This is a genomic window from Nostoc sp. EspVER01 (assembly GCF_034530635.1).
Taxonomy (GTDB): Bacteria; Cyanobacteriota; Cyanobacteriia; order Cyanobacteriales; family Nostocaceae; genus Nostoc.
This window is the reverse complement of the sequence record NZ_JAVRCS010000043.1, coordinates 1-20,922: the sequence shown is the minus strand read 5'-3', so window position 1 is coordinate 20,922 and position 20,922 is coordinate 1. Positions and strand designations below refer to the sequence as shown.

Below are 20,922 nucleotides of genomic sequence, written 5' to 3'. Positions count from 1 at the left end.
ATCGTTTATGGCTGAAGAATTGAGTTTTCAAGGCGATGGTAGCAATCGCCTCCCACCACAAAATATTGAGGCGGAAGAAGCGATTTTGGGTGGTATTTTGCTAGATCCAGAAGCGATTAGTCGAGTTAGCGATCGCCTTCTTCCTGAAGCTTTTTACATTAGCGCTCACAAAGATATTTATCAAGCAGCTGTGAGGCTCCATGCCCAAGGTAAACCCACAGATTTGCTCTCAGTCACAAGTTGGTTGACTGACCATGATTTGCTTGCCCGCATTGGTGGCAGAAATAAATTAGCAACTCTGGTAGACCGCACAGTGTCAGCGGTGAACATCGACGGGTTAGCCGGGTTGGTGATGGAAAAATACCTGCGGCGACAGTTAATTAAAGCTGGCAATGAAATTGTACATCTTGGTTACGAGACAGAAACCGAGTTACCACAGGTTTTAGATCAAGCAGAACAGAAAGTATTCGGCGTTACTCAAGAGCGTCCCCAATCGGGTTTAGTTCACATTTCTGATACTCTAATTAATAATTTTCAGGATATTGAAGATCGAAATCAAGGCATCGCCTTACCTGGAATTCCCTGCGGATTTTACGATTTAGATGCCATGACTAGCGGCTTTCAGCGTTCTGATTTGATTATTATCGCGGGCCGCCCATCAATGGGGAAATGTTTGCATGAAAATGTGGAAATACTTTTGAGTGACGGGAGTATCTCAACTATTAAAGAAATATATCATCGTCGGCAAGCTGAGTTAATAACTTTAGGAAATGATTGGAAGTTTCATTTAACTCAAGCTTCAGCCTTTGTTAATGACGGCATTAAACCAGTTTTTAGTGTTACTACTCGCTTAGGACGATATATTGAAAGTACTATCACCCATCCTTATTTAACCATCAATGGATGGCGACAACTTTCAGAATTAAGAGTAGGGGATAAAATTGCTGTAGCTCGTAAACTTAATGTATTTGGTACAGAAACTATCCGCGAGTGTGAAGTTAAATTATTGGCATATTTCATAGGTGATGGATGCTTAACAGATTCAACACCAGAATTTACTAATATTAACTCTCGCATCCAAAATGATTTCACAGACGCTGTTATCAGCTTTTCACCCAAGTTGAAAGTTAGGATAGAAATTAGGAGTGAACGCACCCCAATACTCTATGCAGCTATGTCTCAAGGGCAAAAGAATCCTTTAACAACATGGTTGGAAAACATAGGACTATGGGGCAAAAAAGCTGATGCCAAAATCATTCCGCAAGCTATTTTTAAATTGGAGCGATCGCAAGTTTCCTTATTCCTCAATCGTTTATTTGCAACCGATGGATGGGCTACAGTACTTACAAGCGGTCAATCGCAGTTAGGCTACTGTACTGTCAGCGAAAAATTAGCTAGACAAATACAACATTTGTTATTGCGATTTGGAATTATTGCCAGTCTGAAAAAACGCTCTGTGAAATATAAAGACACTCGCAGACAAGCTTGGCAATTAGATATTACTGATGCCCAGAGCATCAAAAATTTTATCTCAGAAATTGGTATTTTTGGCAAAGAAGAGGCATTAACTAAAGTCGCAGATGCAATAGCTAAAAAGAGATATCAAACAAATCGTGACCTCATTCCAATAGAAATTTGGGAACAGATAACAACAGCTAAAGGTAATGAACCTTGGACTTTTTTAGCTCAACGTGCCGGAATTCAAGGGTATTCAAATATCCATGTTGGGAAACGTGCTTTAACACGAGAAAGGCTTTGGATATTAGCAAGTACTTTAGAAAATTCGCCACTTCAACAGTTAGCAGCGAGTGATGTGTACTGGGATGAAATAGTTTCGATTGAATCGATGGGATGCAAACAAGTTTATGACTTAACAATCCCAGAAACACACAATTTTGTCGCCAATGATATCTGTGTTCACAATACCGCGTTCTGTCTGAATCTAGCTCATAATATCGCTGCTTCTTATAAATTACCAGTTGCTTTTTTTAGCTTGGAAATGTCCAAAGAGCAACTGACGCAACGTCTATTAGCTAGTGAAGCGCAAATTGAAAGTAGTTATTTGCGAACTGGTCGCCTGAGTCAAACGCAGTGGGAACCTTTAAGCCGCGCTATTGGTATCCTCTCCGAGATGCCAATTTATATTGATGACACGCCGAATATTACAGTTACACAAATGCGTAGTCAATCAAGAAGACTGCAAGCTGAAATTGGCACTGAATTAGGATTAATTGTAATAGATTACTTGCAATTGATGGAAGGAGCAGGTGATAATCGCGTACAAGAATTATCAAAAATTACGCGTCAACTCAAAGGTTTAGCGCGGGAATTATCTGTTCCAGTTATTGCCTTATCTCAGTTGAGTCGAGGAGTGGAAGCACGCACAAACAAGCGTCCAATGTTATCTGATTTGAGAGAATCCGGTTGTTTGGCAGGTGATACTTTGGTAACATTAGCTCCAGACGGACTGCAAGTACCAATTAAGGAATTAGCAGGTAAATCTGGTTTTGCAGTTTGGGCGTTGAACGAAGCTACAATGCAGCTAGAAAAAGCAATTGTTAGCAATGCTTTTTCTACTGGTGTAAAGCCTCTGTTTACTTTAACAACTCGATTGGGTCGAAAAATCCGTGCCACAGGTAATCACAAATTTTTAACAATTAATGGCTGGAAAAGACTTGATGAATTAACTCCTAAACAACATCTATGTTTACCAAGACATCTTCCTAGTTCTGGTAAACAAACCATGACTTATGCGGAAGTTGCATTATTAGGACATTTAATTGGCGACGGTTGTACATTACCACGTCATGCCATACAGTACACTACCAGAGAGATAGATTTAGCTCAGAATGTTGCTTTCTTGGCAACAGAAGTTTTTGGAGATTCAATTGTTCCTAGAATTTCACCTGAACGTGGGTGGTATCAAGTTTACTTATCCGCAGCACAGAATCTAACTCATCATGTAAGAAATCCAATAGCCAAATGGCTAGACTCTCTCGGTGTTTTTGGTTTAAGGTCTTATGAAAAATTTGTACCTCAAGAATTGTTCTCACAACCTCAAGAGTTAATAAGTTGCTTTTTAAGACACCTTTGGAGTACAGATGGCTGTATAAAATTGGTTGCAGGAAAAAACTTAAGACCTATTGCATATTATGCAACGAGTAGCCAGAGACTAGCTTTTGATATACAGACACTTTTATTAAGACTTGGCATTAACGCAACACTAAGGACAGTTCCTCAAGTTGGGAAAGGCAGAAATCAACATCATGTAATAATCACTGGTAAGCCCGATCTCCAGTTGTTTATTATTCATGTTGGAGCAGTTGGAGAATATAAGCTACGTTCACTCCAAGATATTTTCCAACACCTTGAAAACAGTATTCACAACCCTAATAGAGATATAATTCCGAAGGATGTTTGGAAAATAGAGGTTGTACCTGCAATGCAGGCTATTGGCTTCACCACACGGATATTGCAAGCCTCTATTGGAATTTCGTATTGTGGCTCTACTCTTTACAAAGTAAATTTAAGTCGGGAAAGAGCTTTAAAAGTCGGCAAAGTTGTTCAATCATCTAAACTCGTTACTCTTGCCAAAAGTGATGTTTATTGGGACGAAATAATTTCAATTGAATATAGCGGCGAGGAAGAAGTCTTTGATCTTACGGTTCCTGGTTTGCATAACTTTGTTGCGAATAACATCATAGTTCACAATTCGATCGAACAGGACGCGGATTTAGTAATAATGTTATACCGCGACGAGTACTACTCTCCCGATACTCCCGATCGCGGTATTGCAGAAGTTATTATAGCTAAACACCGCAACGGGCCTACGGGTACAGCGAAACTTTTGTTCAATCCACAGTTTACAAAGTTTCAAAATTTAAAAATTTAGCCATTGAATTGGGGACTGGGAACTGGGAGAAACCAATGCCCAATGCCCCAATCCCTATTTAACTCCCAGCAATTCCACTTCAAAGATTAGAGTTGCATTGGGTGGAATCACGCCACCAGCACCACGAGCGCCATAGCCTAAATCAGATGGGATGATTAACTTACGAAGACCGCCTACTTTCATGGTGCTAAGTCCTTCATCCCAACCTTTGATTACCTGTCCAGCACCGATTTTAAAGCTGAAGGGTTGACCGCGATCGCGTGAACTATCAAACTGAGTACCATTTTCTAAAGTGCCGACATAGTGAACTTCAACCGTTTGTCCAGGTTTAGGAGTTGCCCCAGTCCCCTCTTTTAACTCCACATACTTTAATCCAGAGGGAGTGGTTACGGCATTAGCATCAGACATAGTATTACTCGCAATTAAGATATTGTTTTCAGTTACAGTTGTGGATACTGGCGGCGTTTGGGTTAACTCGGCAGCAATGGCAGTATTCTGTTTACTTCCTACTTGCCCCACAACCAAAAGCACAACACACACCAGCATGAACGCCACGCTGAGGAAAATTGGTTTCAAAATCAGTTCTCCTTACTTAGGTATCCTGGCAAAAAGATTACCAACAGGACACATTTAGTTTAAATCACAAAGGACATTCTAACGCCAAAGCTTATTTTCTAAATCGCGCAATTGCCGCTCTAAACGGTCTATTCTACCCCTCAGCTCGTCCACTTCTGACTGGCGAGCCACCCCCAAATCCTGCATCATATTTCGCATTTGCCGTTGCATTTGCACATCGAAGTTTCCCTGTTCCGACTTTAACTGCTGGGCAATATCATCTATTACCGCCTTGGCTTGCTCAGGATTGAGCTTACCGTCTTTGACTAAATCATCGCTGACTTGCCGCAGTTTTTCTGCGACTATAGACGTTGTACCAAGACCCACCATCATTAGCTGTTGCAACCAGTTGTTATTGTCCATATTCCCTTCCTTTTATCTTATTAACCAGCCGACCCTTGCTCCTGAGTTTAGGCAATCAAGCTTTTTAAAGCGTAGTTATTCTAGCCTACAGCTTTATTTTGGCAAATTGGCAAGCACAAGGATAAGGATCAAAGGGCGTGATTACACAACTCCTTAAGTTTAAGGTTGCCCAAATTTACCTATTTTGCGATGTCAGAGGCAATTCCCTATAAATTACAAATCTCACACTCACCCCTGGCAGTGAATGTGAGTAGTTCATGAGAAGATTTTATCTAGAAGGAGGCACAAATTTAGACAACAGCGATCGCTGAATATCTAAGATTGATCGTTCAAGGAGAAGTTAAATTTGTGTACGCCATTCCTGAAAAGCGATTTCGTAATCCTCTGATTTACTCTGATAAACACTCCACCAATGAAAAAATAATCCTAACCCCCATCCTAATACTGGGAAAATAGCCCAAAAATAACTAGGACTAGTGATTAAATTTAAGAGAATGAGGAATAAATTCACTGCTAGGAAAGAAACAAAGTGTGTCCAAAAGGCTCTGCGTCGGAAAGTATTAAATCTGTGTCGTAAACGTTCCTCTTCTTGTTGAGCCAACCACTTTTGTTCAGTTGCTTCCAAAATATTAGAAGAAATACCTAACTCAGATGCCATTTCTAAAAGCTGTTCTCGTGAAAATTCACCTTTGTCTTTACGAGTGAGTGCTTTTTGCAGTATTTGTTCTACATCTTCTGAATCGTAAGTCATTTTAATTACCTTATAAGTTTGTGTGTAAATGCGCCTTTGATTTCACGAAATTATCGATCGGCTTCGTTCAATTCAATTAGCAAATGCATCCACATTTTGCACCCAATACTTAGTGATATTCACAACACTATTATTTTCTCACAATTGATTTAAGGCTACTGTATTTGTCAATACCTCTATAATTGCTTTAATGAGAGCGATCGCTCTTACGACATTAAGCCAAACATTATCATTATGGAGCAAAGGATTCTCCTAGAACAATTCCAGCTAAAAACCCAACTACATATTGCTGCCTCATCGAGTCAACATCGCTGAAATCAATATTTTGAATTTCCAAAAATATTAAATTTAATGGAAGATTTAAGATATTAGCAGGGGTGTACGCTACCTAGTAGTCTGTCAAGTTTGATTTGATCGGTTCGTAGTTTGTGCTTTAGCGTTAACTAGAAAACAATCCGCACCCCTCAATTATTTCTTGACAGACAGTGGGAATGCGTCAATAGAGGACTCAATCAATGGGATATGTAATTGCTACTGCCAATATGAAAGGTGGTGTTGGTAAAACCACCCTCACGGTCAACTTAGCTACCTGTTTAGCTAAAAATCATGGCAAGCGGGTGCTGGTTCTTGATTTAGACAGCCAAATTAGCGCCACACTCAGTTTGATGTCGCCTTTAGATTTTGCCAAGCTTCGTAAACAAAGTAAGACATTTAGGTATCTGATAGACGAAGTTATCAATCCAGATCCCCAAGCAAAATTCACAATTCAGGATATTGTTCAATCCCAGGTTTGTAATCTTCCTGGACTAGATTTATTACCCGGAGACATCGATTTATATGATGAATTTGTTGTTTCAGAAATGCTGCATCAGCAAGCAACTGCTTTAGGCGAACAGGACTTTGAAACGATTTGGAATCGCTTTGAAAGGGTCTTAATCAATAACATCTTAAAACCAGTACGTCAAGAATATGATTTTATCCTTCTCGATTGCGCCCCTGGCTATAATCTATTGACTCGTAGTGCTTTAGCCGCCAGCGATTTCTACATACTTCCTGCTAAACCCGAACCATTATCTGTAGTGGGTATTCAACTGCTAGAAAGACGAATTGCCCAATTAAAAGATAGTCACGGACATGAAACCAAGATAGATATAAAAATGTTGGGAATTGTATTTAGTATGTCCAGTGCTAACCTGCTCACTGGTAGATACTATAAACAAGTAATGCACCGCGTTGTCGAAGATTTTGGTGTCGATAAAATTTGTAAGGTACAAATACCGGTTGATGTCAATGTTGCTAAAGCTGTTGATAGTTTTATGCCAGCTGTTTTAAATGCTCCTCAATCAGCAGGTTCAAAAGCTTTCTTGCAATTAACTCAGGAGTTGTTGCAAAAGCTATAGCTCTAGTTAATCATTGATGAACAACATGATTTCTGATTTATGAAATTAGAGATATGAATGTAAAGACGTAGCAGTGCTACGTCTTCACAAGGGTTTCAGGCAATAAATAATTAATTTCTAGATGTCTATTAAATTAGGTTGGAAATCTGAACCTTTCGATTTTTACAAAGGTCTGAAGAAAGAGAATTTCTATTTACTCCTCGATAAACAAGCTACGTGGAACAAATCTCAAATTTCAAAGTTAAAATTCTTTCTTGAAGAAAAATACTTTAGGTATGGAGTAAATCTAAAATCTAAAATCTAAAATCTAAAATTACCAATTCAGTGACAAATGAGTTATCCTTTTCTAAAGTTCAGCAGTTATACGGAAGCTATAATCGGTGAGATTCAGCTATTGAGTGAAAAGGTCAGTAAATCTCACTAAGAAACAATGGTTAGTAACGATTCTGCACGGGCGGACAACAATCAGCACTTGCTAATGCGCCTACCACGGACTCTAAGTTATCTCGAAACCTGGGGCTTCGGGTTAACTGGTCATGTTGGATGGATTGGTACTGCCCCCATCATTCATGCAGCGTTAGGGCCGAAAGCTATCTTAGTTTGGTTTTTTGGCACGATTATTTCTTTCTTGCTTAACTTGCAGGTACAAAGTCTAGGTAAACATTGGTCAGATGTTGCCGGAGGAACACCAAACTATACCACAAGGCTATTAAAGAACTTCCCTGGCTTAGGCCGTTACGTAGCATTAGGATACTTTTTTAGCTGGGCAGCAGCACCAGCACTGTATGCAATTATTCTAACCAACCTAATTAAAGTCAATTTTGAAACATTAGGTATTTCTTGTCCAGAAACTTTCTTAAAAGTCTTATTTACAGCGATTCCATTTATTTTAGCCTTCAGTGGCACCCGTGCTTTGGCGCTTCTACATTTATTTTTTGTATTCCCAGCGATTTTATTACTGTTATTGTTTTGTGTTCAAGGTGTATTATGGTTAGCCTTTTCATCTCCTAGTTTTCAATTTTCCCCAACTAGCACACATAGCCTAAGCTTTGAAGAATGGACAAAGTGGTTTTTTCTAGCTAGCTATTCAATTTATGCTTGTGAAACCACTTCTTCTTTTATTGCTGATAGTCGCCATCCATATAAAACTTTAAAGTTTTTAACCGTAGCTGCTTGGTTAATTCCTCCGGTGTTTCTAGGTGGTTCTTGGGTATTAATGTGTTCGGCTCCCAATCCTAGAATAGGTGACGATGCGTTCTTAAATCTAGTAGCAGCTTCTAAGCCTTTTTGGGGTGAATTTGCCCCCTTTCTAGTAACACTTCTGATTACTATATCTTGCCTTCTAAGTTCTGCTACAGCAGTTTCTAACTCTCCTCGGATATTATACCAGCTTGCCTTAGACAGACAGCTTGCTCCGATATTTACATTAGTTTCCCGTCAAGGTGTCCTTGGTCCTGCTATTTTAGTTACCTTTCTCCTCAGTTTGCTTTGTCTAAATTTGGGAAATGTACCTCAACTTGTCACAGTAGCAGGCACCTGTTATCTCATGTCTATTATGGGTCTACATCTGGGATTATGGATGTGTCGTGGCAAAGCATACGTGTTATGGCCTTGGTGGTCACTTAGTTTTTTCTTGGTAGAGGCGGTAGTTTTAATAGTGGGAGGTTTAGCTTGGAACTGGAGAGATTTCTTAGCGGGATTATTATTACCCATTATTTTGATGAGCGGAGATTTAGTGCTACGTCGCTTAAGATTTGCGCCATTACATCCAAATTGGTGGACACAGCGTTACGATACTAAGTCTATTAGAAATAATCCAGATTTTGTAGTATTACAAGTGATTGTTTTAGTATCATTGATTTGTATTACTGCCACAATCAGTTGGGTTATTCGTGATTTTTTAGATAGACTTTCTAATAATCCTCAAAATTCTTTCCTTGCAATTTTATTAGTGACGCTTTCTTTTACGGGAGTTGCGATCGCTTGCTGGACAACTTTACCACAAATCATTGCTATTGATGAAGCGCGCAAACAAGCAAGAAACCTATTTATCACTACTCTAGATACGGTTCCAGATACTGTTTTAGTATTAGATGAAGACGGAAAAATTTCTCAGACAAATGCAGCTGCTGAAGAATTATTTCAAACAAGTATTCAGGAGTTACTTGGGCAAAACTTGAATCAACTTCTAATATGCTATCGCGGCAAACCGGAGCAATGGTCTACTAGAAGCGAGCAAAGCTTGAAAATTAACCAAGGTTTGCGAATTGTTGAATCGACGATTTCTCAGCCATTTAATTCTCTGCTACGGGAGTATATTGTTATTGTTCGTGACATCACTAAGCGGAAGCTAGCAGAGGAAGAATTAGTCCAGTATCGTTATCAGCTTGAGCAGTTGGTGCTAGAACGCACCATTGAACTTATTAGAGTTAATCAACAACTTCAACAAGACATTCTTAAACGTCAAGAAGCACAAGAACAATTACTGCACAATAGCCTTCATGATGGGCTAACTGGATTACCTAATCAACGATTATTTATGGAGCGGGTGCAACAGGCAATAGAACAAGCTCAACAGCAAAATAATTATTTATTTGCTGTACTCTTCTTAGACCTAGACCGCTTTAAAGTAGTTAATGACAGCCTTGGACATCTACTAGGAAACCAACTTTTGATTGCAATTTCTCATCGGCTAAAGTCAGTTCTGCGAGGTGGAGACATAGTTGCCCGTTTTGGCGGAGATGAGTTCACAATCTTAATTGAGGAAATTGAGGATGTCAACACCGCAATACAGGTTGCCGAGCGAATTAAAAAGGTGTTAGCTTTGCCATTTCAATTAAATGAGCATCGGGTGTTTACTAATGTTAGTATTGGCATTGCTTTAAGTAGAGCAGATTATGAGCAAGCAGCGCAGATTTTACGCGATGCTGATGTGGCAATGTATTGTGCAAAATCACTTGGTAAGGCACGTTATGAGGTTTTTGATCCAAAGATGCACGAGGGTGCAGCTTTGCTCTTAGAGTTAGAAACTGCTCTGCGAAATGCGCTGCTCAAGCAAGAAGAATTTCGCCTTGATTATCAACCAATTGTTTCACTAACAACAGGCAAAATTATTGGATTTGAGGCACTGATACGTTGGTATCATCCAGAACGAGGACTTATTTCCCCTCAAGATTTTATTCCTTTGGCTGAGGAAACTGGAATGATTATTAGTATTGGTCAATGGGTGCTTTATGAAGCCTGTTACCAAATGCACAAATGGCATCAACAATTTCCTACCTCACAACCTCTGACGATTAGCGTAAATTTTTCTGGTAAACAAATTACGCAACCTGATGTGTTTAAACAGGTTAAACATATTTTGCAGCAAACTGGGCTGGAGCCATGCTGTTTGAAATTGGAGATTACTGAAAGCTTGTTGATGGATAATTTTGAATTAGCTACCACTGTGCTTTCCCAGTTAACAGCGCTGAATGTTGAAATGCACATGGATGATTTTGGAACTGGCTATTCATCCTTGAGTTATCTACATCGCCTACCAATCAAAACCATTAAAATTGACCGCTCTTTTGTCACCAGTATAGGTAGTCGAGGAGAAAACTTAGAAATTATTCGAGCGATTGTGACATTAGCCCATAATTTAAATATGTCTGTAACAGCAGAAGGCATAGAAACTGTAGACCAATTAGCACAATTGAAGGCTTTACAATGTGATTATGGGCAAGGGTATTTTTTCTTACCACCTATGGAACAGGCAGAAGTAGAAATACTACTTGCTGCTAATTTGTGCGGAAAAAACTTTTTAAAAAGATAAAATTTTGGGAGCAAATTCTGTTTAGAGAAACACTTTGTCAAACTGGGCAATAAATTTCACTTGACAATCTCTTCTTAGTGTCGGGATGATTGTAGTTGGAAATTGTCTACCTTATCGAGCAACCCTTCTTCTAACAAAAGCTCGTTAACAAAAGTATCTATTTTGTGCCGATCGATATTTTGCATGACTACAATGTGTACCCAATTTTCATAAATTGCTAACTGCCACTTTTTAATTAACCTTTGAGAAGGTTTTTGAAACACTACGGTATTAGAAAATTTATTGAGCATACATGGATATTCTCTGATTTTAAGTTGTTGGAAAAGATATTGCGCATTATCTATACAAGTCTTTGCTTCTTTGGCTAATCCATCATAACCTCTGGTTTTTATTGCATACCAGAGAATCAGAGGGGTATGACCGTTTCTAGAACCGAGGATTGTTGTATCTGATGAACCAATATATTCAATTGCTGTTTCAACTTTTTCTACCCATTTTTTCTTAGTTAAAACTACACCGCAAGGCAAGGGAGAACCAATGAATTTAGCAGAAATAGCTATACTATCTATGGGTTTTTGAAAGTTAACTTGTGGAGCGCCATCTAGAAAGGGTAATATTAATCCTGAAAGGGCGGCATCACAATGAATGTAGTAATCTTTAATCTGATTGCGTTCTAAGATTTCGAGAACTTTGTCTAAGTTATCAATTGCGCCTTTGACAGTAGTCCCAATATTCAAATTGACGATCGCAGGATAATTGCGATTTTCGCTAATGAGTTGTTCAAAATGTTCATAATTCATCTCTCCATTAATTTGTGAGTTAACAACATTATGTTGAATGCGGAATAGTTTTGCTGCTTTTGGTATAGAGTAATGAGAGTCTTGTGATGAGTAAAGAATGCCATCGGGATAGATTTCTCTTGCTAAGAATATTCCATATAAATTACCTTCAGTTCCGCCAGCAGTAACATAACCCCAAAACTCATTTTCTGGAATTTTATAGAGTTGGGCAAAAAAAGATAATACTTCTTGCTCAAACTTACGAGAATGGAGACCAAAATCTGGTTCAATATATGGATCTCCAGCATTATTTAACAGAAGATTGAAAAATTTAGAGATCGCACTGTAATCACAACTTAAATTATATGGATAGCCTGCATGAAGCTGCGATCGCTGTTCTATTTGCAGCAGAAAATCAGCCAATTCCTTAGCGACTTTATTTGACATATCTTTGTATCTCTTAAATTTTGATTGAGTTAATGGATGTTTTAAACTACATTCTACGTATTAATCCATACCTTTAGACTTTCTTAATAATCTATTGGTTTGGCTCTTTAACTGAAGATAATACAGTGAAAATACTGATAAAGATTCAGTAATAATACCCAAATTTTTTCTGCGGAAGTATATTACACTTAGAACTTCTGCATAATACGAGATAACCATAATGCGTATTACGTAAAATATCTTTTCAGTCGTTGACTGCAACCTGATTTAATCACATATTTAACTTTGTGCCAGTTGCGTAATTTCTGGGAATGACTAGGCTATACAAGCGAAGTCCGCATAAGCGGACTTCATCAAGCTAAAAAGACATTTCCAGAAATTAAATATGCGTTATACAGAACCCTAATAGGGACTTAGTGCTGCTCGTCTCTATATTCTTTTTCACTTTAAGGTTGATACAAATAAGCAGCAGGGGAGTAGGCTTGCCGTGACTTGTGCCGATCATCTCTACTTACTTCGACTACGCTCAGTACAAGTCGCTCGATGGAACCGGAGCCGAGGTAGCCTACCCGAACGGGGTCAGAGGGGGAAAGAGTTAGAGATAAATCATTGGTATCAAGCATTTCGTGAAATGGTATTACAGCTGTTTTCAAGTAAATGAGGTACAGCAGGACTTGCCCATCAAGTTTCTACTTCCTTGCTCCTGCCTCAAAACCCGTAGCTTTGTACTTCATATAAAACAAAACTAAAACAAAACTGCTGTAAGCGATTAATCTACAAAGAACGTTAACGCAAAAATTAACGGGACCTTCCAAGATCAAGTCTCGGTTTATTCCGGGGGCTTTACGCATTACGACTCGTAAGTGCGAGGTTTCTGACCAATTAAGGTACGAGAATTCTTGCTGCCTCGTCTAGTTTTCGGTTTTTTTGCTGAAATACTTAACAAAACTTTACTGATATAAATGAAAAAAACTCTCAATAAGCCTGGTACTATATCTTCAGAGTTATTGAGATTAATACTCATTAAGGAAGTCATGTATTTCAGCTATTTGCAAACTGTCTAAAAAGATAACGCTTTTGACTTGCGTGGCTGTTCAAACACTTGAGTCGATGTCTTGATGGGCAGAGAACGCTGGATTAACCAACCTCTCAGGGCGACTTTTCAGCAGAACACACAACTATTTATTTATCAGGTGTCAATATGTCAAAAAAAATTGGTTTGTTTTACGGTACTCAAACTGGCAACACTGAATCTGATGCTGAAAAAATTCGGGATGAGTTTGGTGATGATATTGTGACATTGCATCCCATTTACGAAGCGGATAGCAGCACTTTTGATGAGTATGACTTGCTAATTATTGGCTCTCCTACTTGGGATATTGGTCAACTTCAGAGCGATTGGGAAGGCTTTTTCTCCGATCTAGATGAAATAGATTTTAGTGGTAAGCTGGTTGCCTATTTTGGTGATGGAGACCAATATGGCTATAGCGATAACTTCCAGGATGCAATTGGAATTCTGGAAGAAAAAATTTCCCAACGGGGTGGTAAAACCGTTGGTTACTGGCCAACTGAGGGGTATGAATTCGATCAATCTAGAGCTTTGAGAAATGGCAAGTTTGTCGGATTGGCACTTGATGAAGGTAGTCAATCTGATTTAACAGATGAGCGAATTAAAACTTGGGTTGCTCAGTTGAAGACAGAGTTTGGTTTGTAGAGATTTGGGGCGCACAGCTAGCTGTGCGCCTTTGTTGAAGTTGATAATTTAGAAGTTATAGGTATTTATGTCTGATTCATTTGATATTTTATGGTTAAGTGCCAGTCCTGTTTTGCAGCGTTTTGATAAACCATTACTTGAATATTTATCTAGGTATATAAATGTCGCCCAGTGGGAATACCAGCAAACCAAAGATGAAGCCAGTTCCATAGATCAAGCTGTGGAGTTGCTATATGAGTTTTTAGAATGGCGCGATCGCCCTGTGCATTTAGCAGGACATGCTATGGGTGGTGCGATCGCCTTAACCTTTGCGCGGCGATTTCCGCAAAAAGTGCGATCGCTAACTCTGCTGGCTGTAGCAGCTCAACCTGCAAACAATTGGCAAGCTCACTATTACTTTCAACGACAACTTTTTAGCATTAGCCGTGAGTTAGTTTTGGCAAGCAGCGTTCGCAGTCTATTTGGAAATCAACCAGCTCATACCACTAAAAAGTTAGTAGCTGCCTTAGATAAAGATTTAGAACAATCTCCATCATCACACTCTTTATTTAAGTTGGTTTATTTACCCAAGGGTGGAGTTTCTATGCCAATGATGGTATGTGGTAGCAAGAGCGATCCGGTAGTCAACCCAACTGCATTACATGACTGGTTGAATTGGTTCAAGCCAGAAGATAAGCTCTGGGAATGCCCACAAGGGTATCATTTTTTTCACTACTTCTATCCTCAACAGGTTGGCGAACAGATTTTGAGTTTTTGGGAACGCCACCATCCGCATCTACTGGAAGCATCTGCACTATCTTTTAGCACTTCTACAAGTTAATAACTTTCAGAGTGCAATGTCTGAGGACAAACCTTACGGCTACGCACTTGTGAAATTTAGTGCAGCGATCGCTAATTAAAGTCTCACAAAATGCTTGTGTAGGCAGACTGAGTTACAACGGAGAAAATTTTCGTACTCCTCTTGTGTTCCCAGTGGTATCTTTAATGCATTCGGCTATAACCCAAAGATGCTGTGCAAGTAAAGATTTAAACGAATTCAGAGGTTAGTTCATGGATTTTCTCTCGGATACCGTTGCCTTATCGCGGATGCAGTTTGCACTGACGGCGATCTTTCACATGCTATGGCCTGTTCTCACCACTGGGATGGGGATTTATCTAGTCATAGTCGAAGGAATGTGGCTCAAAACACGCAATCCCGATTACTATCACCATGCTCGTTTCTGGGCAAAGCTATATGTGTTGAACTTCGGTATTGGTGTAGCATCCGGTTTGCCGATGGAGTTTCAATTTGGCACGAACTGGGCACCGTTTTCCGAAGCGGTAGGCGACTTTTTTGGCAGCATTTTAGGCTTTGAGGCTTCGATGGCATTCATGCTAGAAGCTGGATTTCTGGGGATTATGCTGTTTGGCTGGGAACGAGTCAACCCAGTGATTCACTATTTCGCCACGATTATGGTTGCCTTTGGCGCAAACCTATCTACCTTCTGGATTTTAGCGGCCAACTCTTGGTTACAGACTCCTGCTGGCGGAGAAATGGTGAATGGGAAGTTTGTTGTGGATGATTACTTTCAGGCAATTTTAAATCCCTTCATGCTCAACAGTGTCTCGCACATGTTTTTGGCGACGCTGGAAACTTCGCTGTTTGTGATTGGGGGAATTAGCGCTTGGTATATTCTCAACAAACGTCATCAGGCTTTCTTTGCGCGATCGCTTAAAATTGTCTTAGCAACTGCGATCGCAGTCACCCCATTACAAATCTATGTCGGACACCTCAGCGCCGAACAAGTAGCTGATTATCAACCTACCAAACTCGCGGCGATGGAGGCCAAGTGGGAAACCTCTCCAGCCGGACAGCCCGCGCCTTGGAGTGTGGTGGCATTACCCAATAATCAGACTGAGCAAAATGATTGGGAAATCTCAATTCCCAACGGCTTAGGCTATATTTTGGAATTTAAAAAGAACCTCTCTAAACCCGTTCTTGGACTGAAACATTGGAAGCCTGAAGATCGCCCCCGGATGGTGGGTTTGATTTATTATTCTTTCCGTATTATGAGCGGCATTGGCTTCTTCTTGGCTGGATTGATGGGACTCAGTGTGATTCAGTGGTTGCGGGGAAAACTCTCACCAGAAGCGATCGCCTCGCAGAAATGGCTACTGCGAATCTGGATTTTGGCGGCTCCATTGGGCTACATCGCCGTCGAATCAGGCTGGATTGTGCGTTGTGTTGGGCGGCAACCTTGGGTGCTTTATGGGCAAATTCGCACCGCAGACGGAGTTTCTCACCTACCTGCTAGTGAGGTGTTAACATCCTTGATCATTTTTACTGGAATTTATACAACCCTGTTTATTTGTGCTTTATTCTTTGGTAGTCGCATCATTCGTCAAGGCCCGAATCTGGAACTTCCGCTTCCAGGCGTTGACACCGAACCTGTCGCAGAAACTACTCCGGCTGAATTTGTTCCAGATCAACGTCCTGTAGAAGCAGAGCAATGAAATCAATTCGCAATTCGTAATTCGTAATTCGTAATTCGCAATTCGTAATTCGTAATGAAGAGTGCTGAGTATGGTAAATCATAGGTAACTGTATGGAGAATCTGGAACACTTTTTAGCGCAGGTTTGGTTTGTCATTTTAGCTCTGTTTTTATTTCTCTACGTCATGTTAGACGGGTTTGATCTAGGCGTAGGCATCCTATCACTAACAAGTTCCAATGACGACCGACGCGACATCTTAATGACGAGTTTGGGTAATGTTTGGGATGCCAATGAAACCTGGTTGGTGTTGATGGGGGGTGCGTTGTTTGGGGCATTTCCTCTGGCTTATGGCACTATTTTAAATGCGCTCTACATTCCTATTTTTGGGATGATCTTTGGCTTGATTTTTCGGGCTGTGGCCTTTGAATTTCGAGAGCATTCTACAAACAAAGTGTTTTGGAATGTAGCGTTTGGAGTCGGTAGTTTCATGGCGGCGCTATTTCAAGGATTCGCCTTGGGCACGATTTTGGAAGGCATCAAGGTGGATGCAGCGGGTCACTTTATCGGCGGTATGTGGGATTGGTTCGATTGGCGATCGCTCCTGGTTGCCTTGACATTAATCCAGGGTTATGTATTGATTGGCTCCACCTATCTCATCTTAAAAACTGAGGGAGAACTACAAGCGTCCCATTACCGCACAGCCAAACTCGCTGCCTGGACAACGCTTTTAGGTGCAATCTTGATCACGATCGCTACCCCTGTTGTGTATGAAAATGCCAGAGCAAAGTTATTTCATCAGCCAGAAGTGTATCTATTTTCAATCATTCCAGTGTTAGGTGTGCTGCTGATTTGGTTATTGATTCAAAGCCTGAACCGCAAAGCAGAAACTACTCCCCTCGTTTGGACAGTGCTGCTTTTTCTACTTACCTTTGTTGGGTTAGGATTAGTTGTTTTTCCCTATATTATTCCCCCAGGTATCACAATTTATCAGGCAGCCGCAGCACCTAGCGCGTTAGTGTTTATGATTATCTTCATTGGATTTCTGATTCCCATTATGTTGTTCTACAACATCTACAATTACATTGTGTTTCGAGGGAAAGTTGCAGACACACATTATGGGGAATAGGTGACACAATTTTGGATTTTAGATTTTAGATTTTAGATTGATTCTAGGGAAATATCGCTAACTCAGTTTCCGGGTCAAAAAAGTGAATTTTCTCTGGAGTTAGAGATAACCAAAGTTGCTCGCCAGGTTGTACAAATCGGTCTGGTGGTATTCGCACTTGTAGGGAATTGGCTGTAGTAGCAGGTTGAGATCCTGGTTCGGCAATCTTAACAGCGAGAAAAGAATCGTTGCCGAGATTCTCTACCAAATCCACTTGCACTGGTAGATTTTTGGTAGCAGGCATACTCAAGTTTAAGTGTTCTGGACGAATACCTAAAATTAGAGTTTTCCGATCATATTTTTGTAAAGCTTTTCCCCAAATTTCTGGCAGAGTGAAACGCAACTGGGAATGAGTAATCAACTGCGGGGCATGAAATTCTACAGGAATAAAATTCATCGGTGGTGAACCAATGAATTCTGCTACAAAAAGATTAGCAGGACGGTTGTAAAGTTCTAAGGGAGAAGCAACTTGCTGAATTTTACCCTCAGACATAATTGCAATGCGATCGCCCATTGTCATCGCTTCTGTTTGATCGTGGGTAACGTAAATTGTCGTTGTCCCCAATTGGCGCTGCAATTTCACAATTTGGGCGCGGGTTTCCGCCCGCAGTTTGGCATCTAAGTTAGAAAGCGGTTCATCCATTAAGAATACTTGGGGGTCACGTGCGATCGCTCGTCCCAATGCAACCCGTTGTCTTTGTCCCCCAGATAGCTGTTTGGGTAAGCGATTCAGCAAGGTTTCGATTTGCAACAGTTGGGCAACACTACGCACCTGCTGATCCACCGCCCGTTCTTTGTCAGAAGTGTAGCGCAATCCTTTAGGTAACTTTCTTGTCGCCCCCCCAAAAAGATTTTCCGCCCACGTCCGAAGATAGGGAGTATTTTCTCCTCTGCTCCTCTGGTTACTGAGCGCAGTCGAAGTATGCTCCTCTGCTCCCCTGCTTCCCCTACGCCGCAGCCCAAAAGCGATGTTGTCATACACCGTCATGTGAGGATAGAGGGCGTAATTTTGAAACACCATTGCGATGTCGCGTTCCTTGGGTGGTAAGTCATTGATTAAGCGATCGCCTATCCAGATATTACCGCCAGTCATCACTTCTAAGCCGGCGATTAGTCGCAGTAGAGTGCTTTTACCACAACCAGAAGGGCCTACCAGCACCATAAACTCACCATCTGCGATCGTCAGGTTAATCCGCCGCAAGACATTGACACTTCCCGCACGTTCCTGCGCTGCATCATTCTCCCCAGATGTGAGGGGAGATTGCGTTTGTGAGGTAACACTTTCCCCTTTACGCGGGGAAAAACTTTTATAAACGTTTTCTAAAACAACTTGAGACACAACTAATTATTGTCATTGGGGATTGGGCATTGGGCATGGGGGAGCCACTGCGGTCTTGGGGTTTCCCCAAGTGGAGCAAGTGGCGTCATTGGGCATTGGATTTGGACTAATGACTAATGACTAATGACCAATGACAGTTTAGCGCCCATCATAATACACCTTCAGGGTAAATACGAAAAGTTAAAAAAACAGCTTGCACTATCAAAAGCAAACTATCCTGAATTTTAGGGCTATCAGGAGGTGTTGTTATGACTACCGATGTACCTAAAAATCTTTCTCAAGACCCAAGCGTTAATCCTGTCCATGACATTGTAGACCGACAAACCACAGATTGTTGCATTGTGGGTGGAGGCCCGGCAGGAGCAGTATTGGCGCTGTTGTTAGCGCGTCAAGGGATTTCGGTGATGCTGCTGGAAGCACACAAAGACTTCGATCGCGATTTTCGCGGCGATACGATTCATCCGTCGGTGATGGAAATTATGGAGGAATTGGGACTTAGCGATCGCTTGCTAAAACTCCCCCATACCAAAATGCGCCAAATTAGTATTCAAACTCCTCAAGATACTGTCACATTCGCAGATTTTAGTCATCTGAAAACCCATTATCCCTACAAGTACAACTTAGCGACTTAGCAAAAGTACAACGTCAACGCGAGTTGCCTACACGCATCATTCAGGCGTTTCAAACTTTGATCCAAAAGCGGGTATTGGCCCCGGTTATCACCTCAAATCGCACCTTTGTACCACCTGCGTTTTTGCGCTTACCCGTCTTGCGCGGCCTTCCAGCCAGGTTGATCGCCTTGGGTGTTTTTCCAGTTCACGTCAAGGCTTAATTTTTGGCAAGAATTTTTTCTATTTAATCAATGAGTGGTACAATTATACTACTCTATGCAGAATTGAATGCTCAATTTAGTCAAGCGAGGGTGGCGAACGGTATATTCAATGCTGTTCAAAGCAATCGCTTGGCTTTTATGCTAGAAATAACTAAAAAGAATTCAGCACCCAGGTGGTCGCCGAGCGTAGCCGAGGTGAGTCAAAAGTCAGAATTGATAAGCAGTTTAGTATGATTGGTATATTCATTCATCAAGTGTTCTTCTGACTCCTGAATTCTGACTCCTGAATTCTGTTAGAAAATTTGTTCAAACATTATTAAAAAATGCAAACAATTAAACCTATCTAGATATTAATTGGCACTACATAGAAAAACCCCTCTTTTTCAATCAGTACTTTTTGCAGTCAGGAGTAATTTTAATGAACAGCTGCGTCTTAATGGCGGAAATTATTAACGAGCCGCAACTCCGTTATACAGCGGATAATTTGGGAGTCACGGAAATGCTAGTGCAGTTTCCCAATTCCCAGAAACCAGAAGATCCGCCAGCCACGCTGAAAGTTGTCGGCTGGGGGAATTTAGCGACAGAAATTCAGCAAAACTACCACCAAGGCGATCGCGTCATCTTGGTAGGACGTTTAACTATGAATACTGTTGAGCGTCAAGAAGGTTTTAAAGAAAAACGCGCTGAATTGACGGTGCAACAAATTCAATCTGTTGGAGGTAGTTTTAATACCGATCCATCGCCCTCAGCAACCGTAACTCCATCATTCACTGAAACTGCTCCACGACAACCATCTCCAGCATCTCGTCCTGCCCAAAAAGACGTTCCCAGTTATGAGTCAACACTTCCAGCGCCTACCCCAGCTACAAATCCTGTTGGCGTTGCTCCCCAAGCGAAAACTTACGAACCCGTACCCCAACCCACAAATTATGAGCGAACCACTTATCCAGCAGTGAAAGAGCAAGAACCAGATCCAGATGATATCCCCTTCTAAAGTTGGTAGTTGAGCGTGTATTCAATTTAATAACTAACATTACAGTTAGACAATTTCTGCAAATAGCCATCCTTGAGGATGTGCTATTTTTTTATCTGCGTTGACGCTTTGCATCTAGTTATGAGACATCACTTAGTTTAACTATCGAGCAGTTAGGGATAAAGAATTTTAATTTCTAAATCCCAAGCTTCAGCCTCTATCTTACAATTTAATAAACTTCATCATGGCTGCCAATATCAATCAATAAAATAACCATTTCTAACAACTTATCATCCTCAGAGAAATTAAAGATAAGTAGGTCAACCTAATTAAACATAAAACGTTCAACTTGGTACTGACCTTGC

Annotated in this window: 14 protein-coding genes and 1 pseudogene; 9 read left to right on the top strand and 6 right to left on the bottom strand. The window is 40.7% G+C overall.

All coding sequences use genetic code 11. From position 1 onward, the window contains the following. Nucleotides 1-7 precede the first annotated feature (7 nt). Nucleotides 8-3,892: a replicative DNA helicase gene (locus tag RMX69_RS25305; protein ID WP_322639082.1), complete on the top strand. Its 3,885-nt coding sequence runs from the start codon at nt 8-10 to the stop codon at nt 3,890-3,892. Between the two features lie 54 nt (nt 3,893-3,946). Here the strand turns inward: RMX69_RS25305 and RMX69_RS25300 are convergent, their stop codons facing one another. The 3 genes from RMX69_RS25300 to RMX69_RS25290 all read right to left on the bottom strand — a co-directional run bounded on the left by RMX69_RS25300 (nt 3,947) and on the right by RMX69_RS25290 (nt 5,621). Then, nucleotides 3,947-4,468: an FKBP-type peptidyl-prolyl cis-trans isomerase gene (locus RMX69_RS25300; RefSeq protein WP_289798670.1), complete on the bottom strand. Its 522-nt coding sequence runs from the start codon at nt 4,466-4,468 to the stop codon at nt 3,947-3,949. A 78-nt stretch (nt 4,469-4,546) separates the two neighbouring features. Continuing rightward, a complete protein-coding gene (locus RMX69_RS25295) occupies nt 4,547-4,870 on the bottom strand; it encodes a phasin family protein (protein ID WP_094352173.1) in 324 nt (107 codons plus the stop codon). A gap of 340 nt (nt 4,871-5,210) precedes the next feature. Further along, nucleotides 5,211-5,621: a 2TM domain-containing protein gene (locus RMX69_RS25290; RefSeq protein ID WP_322639081.1), complete on the bottom strand. Its 411-nt coding sequence runs from the start codon at nt 5,619-5,621 to the stop codon at nt 5,211-5,213. A 515-nt stretch (nt 5,622-6,136) separates the two neighbouring features. Between RMX69_RS25290 and RMX69_RS25285 the strand changes: the two genes are divergently transcribed. Further along, entirely contained in the window at nt 6,137-7,021 is an 885-nt protein-coding gene (locus RMX69_RS25285) for a ParA family protein (RefSeq protein ID WP_322639080.1), read from the top strand. Between the two features lie 430 nt (nt 7,022-7,451). Next, on the top strand, nt 7,452-10,835 hold the full coding sequence (locus RMX69_RS25280) for an EAL domain-containing protein (RefSeq protein ID WP_322639079.1): 3,384 nt from the start codon (nt 7,452-7,454) through the stop codon (nt 10,833-10,835). 74 nt (nt 10,836-10,909) lie between these two features. On the opposite strand, the gene RMX69_RS25275 is transcribed toward RMX69_RS25280, so the two are convergent. Both RMX69_RS25275 and RMX69_RS25270 read right to left on the bottom strand, forming a co-directional pair. Then, nucleotides 10,910-12,061: a histidine decarboxylase gene (locus RMX69_RS25275; protein WP_322639078.1), complete on the bottom strand. Its 1,152-nt coding sequence runs from the start codon at nt 12,059-12,061 to the stop codon at nt 10,910-10,912. 446 nt (nt 12,062-12,507) lie between these two features. Beyond that, nucleotides 12,508-12,714 (bottom strand): hypothetical protein, encoded by a 207-nt coding sequence (locus RMX69_RS25270; protein WP_322639077.1) that lies wholly within the window; start codon nt 12,712-12,714, stop codon nt 12,508-12,510. 548 nt (nt 12,715-13,262) lie between these two features. Between RMX69_RS25270 and fldA the strand changes: the two genes are divergently transcribed. The 4 genes from fldA (at nt 13,263) to cydB (ending at nt 17,374) form a co-directional block, all read left to right on the top strand. Further along, nucleotides 13,263-13,775, top strand: coding sequence for a flavodoxin FldA (gene fldA, locus RMX69_RS25265; protein ID WP_322639076.1), 513 nt, complete (start codon nt 13,263-13,265; stop codon nt 13,773-13,775). A 67-nt stretch (nt 13,776-13,842) separates the two neighbouring features. Then, a complete protein-coding gene (locus RMX69_RS25260; protein WP_289798665.1) occupies nt 13,843-14,595 on the top strand; it encodes an alpha/beta fold hydrolase in 753 nt (250 codons plus the stop codon). A gap of 230 nt (nt 14,596-14,825) precedes the next feature. Beyond that, entirely contained in the window at nt 14,826-16,268 is a 1,443-nt protein-coding gene (locus RMX69_RS25255; RefSeq protein ID WP_322639075.1) for a cytochrome ubiquinol oxidase subunit I, read from the top strand. 92 nt (nt 16,269-16,360) lie between these two features. After that, on the top strand, nt 16,361-17,374 hold the full coding sequence (gene cydB / locus RMX69_RS25250; RefSeq protein ID WP_322639074.1) for a cytochrome d ubiquinol oxidase subunit II: 1,014 nt from the start codon (nt 16,361-16,363) through the stop codon (nt 17,372-17,374). Between the two features lie 43 nt (nt 17,375-17,417). Here the strand turns inward: cydB and RMX69_RS25245 are convergent, their stop codons facing one another. Continuing rightward, entirely contained in the window at nt 17,418-18,752 is a 1,335-nt protein-coding gene (locus RMX69_RS25245; RefSeq protein ID WP_322639073.1) for an ABC transporter ATP-binding protein, read from the bottom strand. Nucleotides 18,753-19,000: 248 nt separating this feature from the next. Between RMX69_RS25245 and RMX69_RS25240 the strand changes: the two are divergent. Further along, nucleotides 19,001-19,584: pseudogene (locus RMX69_RS25240) on the top strand (FAD-dependent monooxygenase). 418 nt (nt 19,585-20,002) lie between these two features. Then, entirely contained in the window at nt 20,003-20,578 is a 576-nt protein-coding gene (locus RMX69_RS25235; RefSeq protein ID WP_289798662.1) for a single-stranded DNA-binding protein, read from the top strand. Nucleotides 20,579-20,922 lie beyond the last annotated feature (344 nt).

Bases quoted from the DNA above. Each gene is read 5' to 3' on its own strand.
- RMX69_RS25305 (WP_322639082.1), top strand. From the start codon at position 8: ATGGCTGAAGAATTGAGTTTTCAAGGCGATGGTAGCAATCGCCTCCCA.
- RMX69_RS25295 (WP_094352173.1), bottom strand. From the start codon at position 4,870: ATGGACAATAACAACTGGTTGCAACAGCTAATGATGGTGGGTCTTGGT.
- RMX69_RS25290 (WP_322639081.1), bottom strand. From the start codon at position 5,621: ATGACTTACGATTCAGAAGATGTAGAACAAATACTGCAAAAAGCACTC.
- RMX69_RS25285 (WP_322639080.1), top strand. From the start codon at position 6,137: ATGGGATATGTAATTGCTACTGCCAATATGAAAGGTGGTGTTGGTAAA.
- RMX69_RS25280 (WP_322639079.1), top strand. From the start codon at position 7,452: ATGGTTAGTAACGATTCTGCACGGGCGGACAACAATCAGCACTTGCTA.
- RMX69_RS25275 (WP_322639078.1), bottom strand. From the start codon at position 12,061: ATGTCAAATAAAGTCGCTAAGGAATTGGCTGATTTTCTGCTGCAAATA.
- fldA (WP_322639076.1), top strand. From the start codon at position 13,263: ATGTCAAAAAAAATTGGTTTGTTTTACGGTACTCAAACTGGCAACACT.
- RMX69_RS25260 (WP_289798665.1), top strand. From the start codon at position 13,843: ATGTCTGATTCATTTGATATTTTATGGTTAAGTGCCAGTCCTGTTTTG.
- RMX69_RS25255 (WP_322639075.1), top strand. From the start codon at position 14,826: ATGGATTTTCTCTCGGATACCGTTGCCTTATCGCGGATGCAGTTTGCA.
- cydB (WP_322639074.1), top strand. From the start codon at position 16,361: ATGGAGAATCTGGAACACTTTTTAGCGCAGGTTTGGTTTGTCATTTTA.
- RMX69_RS25235 (WP_289798662.1), top strand. From the start codon at position 20,003: ATGAACAGCTGCGTCTTAATGGCGGAAATTATTAACGAGCCGCAACTC.